Raw genomic sequence first — 9,970 nt, forward strand, 5'->3', positions numbered from 1 at the left:
ACCTCCTTTGGGAAGGTACAAGTATAGATAATTATACTTGATTGAGGGTGTGTGCCACCATGATAGGGTAAGACCCATATAAAAACAGCCCAGTAGGGATTTCATTCATGTTCATAGAACTCGTTTATGACAAACGTAACGTTTTCGGACTCAACAACGCCCACCATCTTATCGAGAACGAGCTGATAAAACGGGTACACCGCTTCTTCCCTGATGCTGAAGTCAGGGCAAAAGCCATGCAGGCGAATACGATAAATTCGGATGCCAGTAAATCGGATAAAGCGATTATCAATTGCATAATAGAAGAGATGTTTAATTATGCGGATGAATGACTGGTTAACGAATGATACGCGGCGTAAAGATTTTAAATCTCCCTTGACGATGTGGCGTTATTTCCCGTAACTCTCAATGTTTGTTTATGTTACGGATTCTTAATGTCAACGACCTATAGCATTCAATGGGATATGCCACGATGACTCGATTCTCCAGATTACAGATCCACCTGCATTGGGTAACGCTGCTGCTCATTGCGTTCGTGTATGCAGCGATGGAATTGCGTGGCTGGTTTCCACGCTCATCTTTTGCATTTTCAGCAATGAGAACGCTGCATTACAACGCAGGGGTTGCGGTTTGGGTATTGATGTTTATCCGTATAGGGCTCAAGCACAAATACAAAACGCCAGAGATCGTGCCCGTGCCGCCGCGCTGGCAGCATCACCTCGCCACGCTGACTCACATCGTGCTTTATGCCACTTTCCTGGCATTGCCGCTATTGGGCATTGCCATGATGGCGTATGGCGACAACGAATGGTCGCTCATGGGTTTCACGGTCTCCCCTTTCGTCACTCCCGATGACGATACGCAGTTCCTGCTGAAAGACATTCATGAAACGCTTGCCAATCTGGGCTATCTGCTGATTGCCCTACACGCAGGCGCTGCACTGTTTCACCATTATGTTCAGCGAGATAATACGCTGCTGCGCATGATGCCGGGTAAATCCGACACCACTCAAACGCACTAAATGCAAAGGCCAGAGCATGTACTCTGGCCTTGAATTCTCACCCAGAAAAACGTTATTCCAGCGCTTTCCCTTTCAATTCAGGGAGTAGGAACAGCGTCGCGAGAATATCCAGCACGTAGATAGCGGCAAGTAATGCGATCGCCATCTGGAAGGAGTAGACGCTGGCAACAGCACCAATCACCACAGGGCCAAAGCCACCAACGGCACGGCCAACGTTGAACATGACGTTCTGCGCGGTTGCACGGGCGTTGGTCGGATAGGCCTCGGACATCACCGCACCATAGCCGCTTATCATACCGTTAACAAACACCCCGAGCAGCGCACCAGCCCACAGCATGGTCATGGGATCGGTCAACTGAGAATAGGTCAAGACCATAACAACTGCGCCAACCTGGAACAGCAAAAACGACGGTTTTCTGCCAATGCGATCTGCCAGTTGCCCAAACACCCAGATACCCGCAATCATGCCCAAAATGGTTACCAAGGTCCACATGGCTGATTTGGTCAGGTTGAACCCCAAGGTTTTGGACAGAAAGCTTGGCATCCAAATCATGATGCTGTAGTAACCAAAGTTCTGTACTGACGTCAATACCACGATCCCGGCGCTAACTTTGCTGGTCGCCTTATCTTTCATCAGCAGTTTGAAAGAAGACCAGGTCGAGGCTTTCTTATCTGTCTTACGCACAAACACTTCCGGCTCGTGCAGGCGATGACGGATAAACCAGGCAACAAATGCCGGAAGAATCCCCACCAGAAATATGCCACGCCAGCCAATATGCGGCAACAGCGCTGGAGTAATCAGCGCTGCGCCTAATACGCCAGCCTGCCAGCCCAGTGCAACATAAGAAGAGGCGCGGGCGCGATGCTTGGCAGGCCAGGCTTCTGCCGCCAGGGCCATGCCGATGCCAAACTCACCGCCCAGACCGATACCGGCAATCGTACGGTAGATCAGCAAATCCCACTAGCCCTGCGCAAAAGCACACAGCCCGGTAAACACGGCGAACAGGACAATGGTCCAGGTCAGTACACGAATACGGCCGTAACGATCGCTCAGGGTACCAAAAATCAACCCACCGATCACGGCACCGATCAGCGTCCAGGTGACCAGCGATCCGGCCTGACCGGAGGTCAGGCTTAAATCCGCAGATATTGCCGTCAGCATAAAGCCGAGAATCAGCAAATCAAATCCGTCCATGGCGTAGCCCACTGCCGACCCTGCTAGTGCTTTCCAACTGTAGCTGTCAACGTGTTCTTTTTCCGTGCTCGCCGGCCTTGACGCGGGTGCACTTTGTGAAGGAATTGATTCCATCCTGCTCTTCTGAATCATTGTTATAAGAATATGAAATTACGTGCCTGGTATTGCTACCCTTGCCCTTGTGCGCCACCAGTATCATTTTTGATACAAACATGACTAGCAATAGTCATACCACTTCTTTGTCTAACAACCACGCAAACGTTTACTTCGCAAAAGCGCTCAACTGTGAGCAGCGAAATTAACAATCACATGATTTATAAAGAATTATTTTTTAGTCATTCCCCAATAACAGGAAAATGCCTATTTGAGCGAAAAGGATTGCGCACCCATTTAGGTAAAAAACAGCACCAAAATAATGCAAGCGCATCATATTATCACTAAATCAGTGCAAAAAAAGAAATCGTGCCTGACATGCAAACCGATGCACTGACTTTCCGCCTATTACTCCAAGCGGGAAAGGCAGCAGAATTTACCCGTTTGTTTTATTTTTGATACATAATAACAAGCAATAGTTAAAAAAAATCCTCCTGAAGCGGAGGATGATGGGCTGAACAACCCCTTACATCGCTGGATACCAGGGGACTATTCGTAGGCTAAAACCGTTTTTTTCCCCGATGAGTAACTGGTCACTAGCGCGTTAATCGCCTGATAGCGCACGGCCACCGATGCGGTTCTGTCTGCCAATGCCGGTTTTACGATATCAAGCAGTCGAATCATTTCCGTTTTTACCTGATGCGCGAAATCAGGACTAACCGCCTGATCGCCATATAACGTCACATAGCTATCTGCCAGACCACGCAAAACGTAATAGGAAACCGCATTATCGGGCTCGCTCCCAATCAGGCTGTCCAAATCGCGGCGCAAGACAACATAGCTATCCGTGCCATCCAGACTCTGAGTAAATGCATGATATACCGTCGTAAAATCTATCATTGCCACCTTTAGTCGCGGTTAGTCAACCACATAGGGAAGCTACCTTTTCTAAAACAAATACCGCAACTTGTCAACTGTGTTCAGCAATCACTATCTAAAAATTGACACAAACCAATGCCAGTCATCGTTTTTTCTTATCATAAAAAACAAATATTTTTTAAAAACAGGTTATTGCTAAATCAATTATTATCACATTTCGATTTTTGTCTAAATTTTTAGACAATCGTATTGACGAGTATGAAAAAAACGCGCAACACTAAAAATCATAACATCAGCCGAGGTTTCCCCCCCAGGATTGGCCCTTATGGTTAACCGGTAATGGCTGACAATACAGAGGATCAGGGGCCCCTATGCCGCCCCGTTTCACCACAGAATACATCACGGTGTTGCTGGAAGAATTACGCCAATTCTCCACAACCCACGGTCAGGATGGCGTCTCGCCTTCAGCCGGGAGGACGAAACGGCCCATCGTTATCTGGCCGATAAGTTGGCAACGCAGGGGCTTAACGTATACCGGGACGCAATGGGCACAATATTTGCGCGTTTACCCGGTTATGACAGCTCGCTTCCCGCTATTGGTACCGGTTCACACATTGACTCCGTGCCGAGTGGGGGCGGGTACGACGGCACGTTGGGGGTGATCACCGGCCTGTATGCCCTGGCGCAATTCGAACCCGGCGAGCTCAAACGCAATCTGGAACTGGTGGTGTTTCGTGCCGAAGAATCGAGCCGGTTTGGTTTTTCCTGCATTGGTAGCAAAGTGCTGACCGGGCATATCGAGCGTAGTGCGTGGATGAAAAACACGGACGATCAAGGATTAACGGTATTTCAGGCGCTGAGCGCTGCAGGTTACGCCGAGAATAAACTCGCCAGCTGTGAGCTCGCACCCGCACGCTACGATGCCTTTATCGAACTGCATATTGAGCAAGGACGTCGGCTTGAAAACGAAGGAAAAATCCTCGGTATCGTTGAAGGCATTGCGGCACCGACGCGCTTTCGCGTGACGGTAACCGGTCTTGCCGACCATTCCGGTGCCACACCGATGTACCAGCGCCATGATCATTGAAGACGTACGCCATGCTGCCTGTAAAGAGATGGTTTATGGCACAGTTGGCACCGTTGGCAAACTGGACGTGTCACCCAACGCGATGAACGTGATCCCCGGTCTGGTGAAATTTTACGTGGATATTCGTGGCATCGATAAAAACAGCATTCAGCGAGTAGCAGACCGTCTGGCCGATTCCGTCAGCAAAGTGGCTAAAGAGCACGATGTGCAGATTGCGCTGGAATCGCTGGCCGCTGAAACCCCTACGCTGCTGGATAAATCGATTTGCAGTTTGTTGGAAGAGAGCGCTGCGCAATAGGGGATTACCAGCATGCGCATGGCCAGCGGTGCCGGACACGATGCGATGTACATGGCCAACCGTTACCCCACGGCGATGCTGTTTGTACCTTCTCGTGAAGGCATCAGCCACCATCCGGCGGAATACACGGAGCCGCAGGATATCGCACTGGCCGCCCAGGTATTGAGAAACACGCTGGCGCGGTTGGCTAACGTCTGAAGCAGAAACAACACAGAACGTTATCAATAGCGTTCGAGGGTATCACGTAACAAACGCAGGGCATCATCCCCTATATCGGCATTTTCCCACAGCGCATCGAACAAGGATTGATGGTGGTGAATCGCCTCTTTTGATGAGGAAACCCACGCCACCCCAGCGCTGATATTGGGTAGTTCCCCTAAGCGGAAGGGACTGGAGGCCACTGAAAGCGCCTCACTGTCGTTATAGAAAATCTGGAAGGTAGAAGAGGGGGATGGTCTGTTTGGTGATGGCGACCTGAACGATATCCTTTTTCTCTTCCAATAAGTGGAGCAGATATTTCACTTCCTGGCGCGTAGCCAGCACACGTTCTATGCGCGTACTGGGTGAAATATTCAAGGAGCCCACCAGCCCGAGATGAATAAATTTCTCGATGTGCTGAATACCGATCAGGTTATGTATTTTCGGCAAATGGGTATTCAGGTGGGATTTACGTTCCGAAAGGATAGCCAGTGTTTGTAATGAATTCGGGTCAAGTTTATCGCCCTGTACCGTCGTACTGTCGGTTTCCAGCAACATTTGTTGCAGGTAGGCATCGTATTTTTCTGAGGTCAGCAGATAGGAGAACGGTTCAAAGTGAGAATAAATACGCGTAGAGCCCTCTTCGAGTTGGCGCATTCTCTCAAAGAAGCCACTAGCATGGGGATAATACTCCATGCCCACGCCCAGCAACGTCTCGACAGTGGTATTCAAGCACTGCGCCAGACGCTCAAGGGTTTCGATCTTTTTTATTTCGCCTTTTTCCAGACGGTATACCGCCGCACGCGATATGCCCAGTTCGGCAGCAATCTGTTCAGCATTGAGCGATGCGGCAATCCGGTATGCACGCAACCGTTGCCCGATAGCCAAATAATCGATCGACGTGAGATTCATGGTTCCAGGCCACTGAATAATTTGCATTATTTTATCATCAACGGTTCTGACTGACAAATGCAGCCATCGGCGGTGAATACCGTGATGACGCTTCATTATAGCTTTAGCTAAAAAATACAACGCCACACCAGGGCGAAAACATTATGCGCGGATTGGTTTCTCTTTTTTACGCCGCGCCAGGGAAATTTATATTACGACTATCAACGGAGTTTTTATGACAATGCCGCGCGTGCCTGTACCCATAGAGCAAGTACTGCGCGCAAAAACGCTGCCAGCGTGCTGAGTAATGAATGGGTCAATGATGAATATAAACATCTGCGCGTGCGTGTCGATGCGCTCGCGGCATAGGTGAAACCGGGCCAATTCTTCAACCTTCAATGCCCGCAAACGGAACAGGACAAACCGTTTTTCCGTCGCCCGATGAGCACCTGGTTTGCCAATGCGGAGCAGGCTTATGTCGATTTTCTGTATAAAGTGGTCGGTGCCGGCACGCGCGGTTTGTCGACGCTGCGCCCACAGGATGCGGTGAATGTGCTGGGCCCGCTGGGTAATTGCTTCACGCTGCAACCGGGCCATCGCCATATTTTGGTCGCCGGACGCGGTGTTGGTCTGGCGACGTTGGCTCCGCTGGCTGAGCACGCGGCGGCACATGATGTTAAGGTTACCGCCCTACTGAGTGCGCGCGATCGTGAGCATTTGATGTCACAACAGCGTTTTCTCACCAGCGGTGCCGCTGTTATCGATGTGACCGACAGCGATGGCTCCAGCGCCATGGCACAGGTTGAGCAGCGCATTCGCGCCGTGCACCAGCAGTGCCCGATCGATGCCGTCTATACCTGTGGTTCATCCCGAGTGATTCAGTTGTTGCCGCGGCTCTCACAGGAGTTGGGCTTCAGCGGCGAAGCGGCACTGGAGCAGCAGATGGCGTGCGGTTTGGGCATGTGCTACTGCTGCGTTCGTCCCATGCGCAATAAAGAGAGCCAGACGCTCACCGATAAACGCGTCTGCTACGACGGCCCGGTATTTCCGCTGCATGAGGTGGTGTTATGACGGATTTCAGTGTCGATATTAACGGACTGCGTTTGGCAAATCCGGTGATGCCCGCCTCAGGCACGTTTGCCGAGGGATTAGCCGACGTGATTGATTTTAATCGCCTTGGCGCGTTCGTCACCAAAACCTTCACGCTTCACCCGCGTAGCGGTAACCCGCTGCCGCGTGTCTGTGAGCTGGATTCGGCCATGCTCAACGCCATTGGTATTTCCCAGTAAAGGCGTTGAGGATTTTATTGAACATACGCTGCCCTTTTATCAAAGCTATGCGCCGCCGCTGATCGCCAGCATCTCTGCACCAACCGCGCAGGAATTTTCCACTCTGGCGGCGCGTCTGAGCGAGGTGCCGGGCATTGCCGCGATTGAGGCCAACATCTCCTGCTCCAATATTGAAGAAGACGGACGCGCTTTCGCCATTGAACCGGTGGCAACCGCGCGCGTTATCAAGGCGTTGCGTCAGGCAACCTCCCTTCCACTCTGGGCCAAGCTGACGCCGAATACCTCGGATGTCGCCGCAGTGGCACAGGCGGTAGAACACGAAGGGGGAGATGCGATCGTGGTGGGTAACACGCTGTTGGGCATGAGCATTGATGTCCACAGTCGGCGGGCTCGGCTAGGCAATATCATGGGAGGACTCTCAGGCCCGTCAATCAAACCCATCATGCTGCGCATGGTCTACCAATGCCACAAACATATTGCCATTCCTATCATCGGCTGCGGCGGTATTTCAAACGCTGAGGATGCTATTGCCTACCTGCTGGCGGGCGCAAGTGCCGTCCAAGTCGGCACTGCCACGTTTATCCAACCGCAGACCATGATCACGCTGCTTGATGACCTACACCACTACTGTCAACAACAGGGCATTCGTCATATCAGCGAACTGACAGGCGCGTTGGATGATGCTGCGCTGCTGGCAAATTTACGCTAACGGAATTCGGGTTTACGCATTCCTACTAACCCCGGCATGGCATCGCGCATTAACGCCAAAAATTTGCGTAGCCGTGTGGGATAGTAATTGGCATAAGGGTAGAGCAAAAAAACCGGCAGTGGTGAGGCTTGCCACTGCGGCAACACATGAATCAGCCGACCGGCGCGGATATCATCTTCCACTAGCCAGGCCGAAATAATGACGGCTCCAATACTGCTCAATGGGGCCTGACGCGCGGCATACAGAATGTCTGACGTGAGCCGAGGAACAATGGGAAAGTGCACGCTTTGCCCGGCTTCACTGTGAGATAAAGTCACATCGTAGTGATAAAACTGTCTGATGGCGATCCAGGGCAATGCTGCCAAAGCATCAATATCCTCTACGGCGTTCTGAGCCTGGGCCAACAACGCCGGAGAGGCCACAATGATACGCGGCACCTCCGCTAAACGCGTGGCGACGGTTGCCGGATCGGTGGCTGGCCCAACGTGTATCGCGCAATCAATATTGTCAGCGATAAAATCCGGTGATTTATCGTTCAGCATCCACTCTACTGAGAGTTGCCCGTACTGATTAAGAAATTGCGTCAGTGGTGCAATAAGCTTTTCCTGACCAAAGGCATGCGGAGCACGTACTCGAAGCACGCCCGTCGGTTCAGCATCCGCCCCTTTCAAATCGTCTTCTAGCGCTTCCCAGGCGGCGATCAGCGTTCGTGCATGCTGGTAACAGCGCTCACCATCATCCGTCAGCTTCATGGCATGGGTGGTCCGCAGCAGAAGTTTGGTATTCAGCAACTGCTCCAACGCCTGCAAACGGCGGCTGATGGTCGCCTGAGTCGTTCCCATCTGCTGCGCCGCAGTCGACAGAGAACCACTTTCGATAATGCGCGTCAGTGTCTGCATCAACTCTATACGGTCTATGTTGCTCACTATGCCACCACTCATACGTCATGCGTATAACTGTTTTACCACTTATCCGGCTACAACGCGATGCCACATTGCTGAACAATACGCCTCAACACGACAGCACAACGGGGAAATCTACATGTCGATCATTTCAAACACCGAGAGCGAAAGCGTCGCGCAGCCGACCCTTTCTGGTCTCATGACGCTCATCCTTGCCATTGGCGCAGGATTCAGCGTGGCATAAATCTATTATGTTCAACCCATTCTGCCGCAGATAGGCCATGACTTACAGTTGTCACTTGACGGCATGGAACTGGTGCCCACGTTAACGCAAATCGGTTATGCGCTCGGTATCCTGCTGCTATTACCGCTCGGCGATCGCTACGATCGGCGTAAGATCATCGCCGTTAAAAGCGCCACGTTGACCGCCATGCTCTGGCTGTGCAGCCAGGTAACAGGACCAAGCGCACTGTGGCTTTCCAGCCTGCTGCTCGGTATGGCTGCCACCCTGGCGCAAGATATTGTGCCCGTCGCGGCTATTTTGGCCCCAGAGGGAAAACAGGGAAAAAATGTCGGTACCGTCATGACCGGGTTACTGATCGGGATACTGCTGTCTCGAACCGTGAGCGGCGTGGTGGGCGAATACATTGGCTGGCGGGCCATGTACCAGTTAGCCGCCCTCAGTATCGCCATTATCGGTATTGCGCTGTGGCGTATTCTGCCTGCCTTTGCCCAGCACTCGGCCCTGAGCTACCCAGATTTATTACGCTCTATGCTGCAACTGTGGCGCAGTTATCCTGCACTGCACTGCACTGCGCGGTACTGGCGCAAGGGCTGCTTTCTGTCGGGTTTAGCGCATTCTGGTCAACGCTGGCGGTGATGCTGGAACAGCATTACCAGTTGGGCAGCGCCGTCGCCGGCACCTTCTGTCTGGCGGGCGCAGCCGGGGCACTGGCCGCCCCGCTGTCAGGCAGTCTGTCAGACCGCTTTGGTGCAGCAAAAGTCACACAGTTAGGCGCAGCGCTTTCGGCCATCTCTTTTGCCGCCTTGTTTCTGTTGCCCGCGCTACCGCTCCACGGTCAGTTGGCATTGATTGCGCTTTCAGCCGTTGGTTTTGACCTGGGATTACAATCTGCACTGGTTTCTCACCAAACGCTGGTTTACAGCCTGAACGCTCAGGCTCGTGGACGGCTCAACGCCCTGCTGTTTACCGGCGTGTTTATTGGCATGGCGTCAGGCTCTGCATTGGGTGCCAAAGCGATGTCGATCGCTGGTTGGCCGGGCGTCACTCTGCTTGCCACACTCGCCAGCGTTGTGTGCCTTATTGTCAGACTGCGTTCAGAAAAAATCTATGGTCACCCCCGTTTTTGCAACACTGATTTTCGATTGATGTTGGGCTTGCTTAAAT

At 52.0% G+C, this 9,970-nt stretch carries 12 protein-coding genes and 2 pseudogenes; 9 read left to right on the forward strand and 5 right to left on the reverse strand.

Annotated features, from left to right (window positions below):
- Positions 1–107 precede the first annotated feature (107 nt).
- Both CS369_RS22265 and CS369_RS22270 read left to right on the forward strand, forming a co-directional pair.
- Positions 108–332, forward strand: coding sequence for a DinI-like family protein (locus tag CS369_RS22265; protein WP_196908746.1), 225 nt, complete (start codon positions 108–110; stop codon positions 330–332).
- A gap of 140 nt (positions 333–472) precedes the next feature.
- Entirely contained in the window at positions 473–1,021 is a 549-nt protein-coding gene (locus CS369_RS22270) for a cytochrome b (RefSeq protein ID WP_196908747.1), read from the forward strand.
- A gap of 52 nt (positions 1,022–1,073) precedes the next feature.
- Here CS369_RS22270 and CS369_RS22275 read toward each other — a convergent pair.
- Positions 1,074–2,216: pseudogene (locus tag CS369_RS22275) on the reverse strand (MFS transporter).
- 642 nt (positions 2,217–2,858) lie between these two features.
- Complete coding sequence (locus tag CS369_RS22280) at positions 2,859–3,209, reverse strand: hypothetical protein (protein ID WP_196908748.1); 351 nt, start codon at positions 3,207–3,209, stop codon at positions 2,859–2,861.
- A 523-nt stretch (positions 3,210–3,732) separates the two neighbouring features.
- Between CS369_RS22280 and CS369_RS24300 the strand changes: the two genes are divergently transcribed.
- The 3 genes from CS369_RS24300 to CS369_RS24310 are packed head-to-tail and all read left to right on the forward strand — an operon-like array spanning position 3,733 to position 4,771.
- A complete protein-coding gene (locus CS369_RS24300) occupies positions 3,733–4,275 on the forward strand; it encodes a M20/M25/M40 family metallo-hydrolase (RefSeq protein ID WP_244665189.1) in 543 nt (180 codons plus the stop codon).
- Positions 4,265–4,573 (forward strand): hypothetical protein, encoded by a 309-nt coding sequence (locus tag CS369_RS24305; RefSeq protein ID WP_244665190.1) that lies wholly within the window; start codon positions 4,265–4,267, stop codon positions 4,571–4,573. The genes CS369_RS24300 and CS369_RS24305 overlap by 11 nt, the downstream gene beginning before the upstream one ends.
- A gap of 12 nt (positions 4,574–4,585) precedes the next feature.
- Positions 4,586–4,771 carry a M20/M25/M40 family metallo-hydrolase gene (locus CS369_RS24310; RefSeq protein WP_244665191.1) on the forward strand — a complete coding sequence of 62 codons (186 nt, stop codon included), beginning with the start codon at positions 4,586–4,588 and terminating at the stop codon, positions 4,769–4,771.
- A 23-nt stretch (positions 4,772–4,794) separates the two neighbouring features.
- Here CS369_RS24310 and CS369_RS24315 read toward each other — a convergent pair whose 3' ends face one another.
- The gene (locus tag CS369_RS24315) at positions 4,795–4,974 is read right to left on the reverse strand and encodes a hypothetical protein (RefSeq protein WP_244665192.1); all 180 of its coding nucleotides are present in this window, start codon (positions 4,972–4,974) and stop codon (positions 4,795–4,797) included.
- Positions 4,975–4,993: 19 nt separating this feature from the next.
- A complete protein-coding gene (locus CS369_RS22290; RefSeq protein ID WP_244665193.1) occupies positions 4,994–5,710 on the reverse strand; it encodes a helix-turn-helix domain-containing protein in 717 nt (238 codons plus the stop codon).
- A 321-nt stretch (positions 5,711–6,031) separates the two neighbouring features.
- On the opposite strand from CS369_RS22290, the gene CS369_RS22295 reads away from it, so the two are divergent.
- Genes CS369_RS22295 through CS369_RS22305 form a run of 3 tightly spaced genes read left to right on the forward strand, consistent with a single transcriptional unit; the run spans position 6,032 to position 7,660 of the window.
- Positions 6,032–6,733 (forward strand): dihydroorotate dehydrogenase electron transfer subunit, encoded by a 702-nt coding sequence (locus CS369_RS22295; RefSeq protein ID WP_196908749.1) that lies wholly within the window; start codon positions 6,032–6,034, stop codon positions 6,731–6,733.
- Complete coding sequence (locus CS369_RS22300) at positions 6,730–6,951, forward strand: hypothetical protein (RefSeq protein ID WP_196908750.1); 222 nt, start codon at positions 6,730–6,732, stop codon at positions 6,949–6,951. The genes CS369_RS22295 and CS369_RS22300 overlap by 4 nt, the downstream gene beginning before the upstream one ends.
- Positions 6,935–7,660, forward strand: a complete 726-nt coding sequence (locus CS369_RS22305; protein ID WP_196908751.1) for a nitronate monooxygenase — start codon at positions 6,935–6,937, stop codon at positions 7,658–7,660. The genes CS369_RS22300 and CS369_RS22305 overlap by 17 nt, the downstream gene beginning before the upstream one ends.
- Here CS369_RS22305 and CS369_RS22310 read toward each other — a convergent pair.
- A complete protein-coding gene (locus CS369_RS22310) occupies positions 7,657–8,601 on the reverse strand; it encodes a LysR family transcriptional regulator (RefSeq protein WP_196908752.1) in 945 nt (314 codons plus the stop codon). The genes CS369_RS22305 and CS369_RS22310 overlap by 4 nt on opposite strands.
- A gap of 100 nt (positions 8,602–8,701) precedes the next feature.
- Between CS369_RS22310 and CS369_RS22315 the strand changes: the two are divergent.
- Positions 8,702–9,970, forward strand: a pseudogene (locus tag CS369_RS22315) (MFS transporter); the annotation flags it as partial.

This window comes from Candidatus Symbiopectobacterium sp. 'North America' (assembly GCF_015762685.1).
GTDB lineage: Bacteria > Pseudomonadota > Gammaproteobacteria > Enterobacterales > Enterobacteriaceae > Symbiopectobacterium.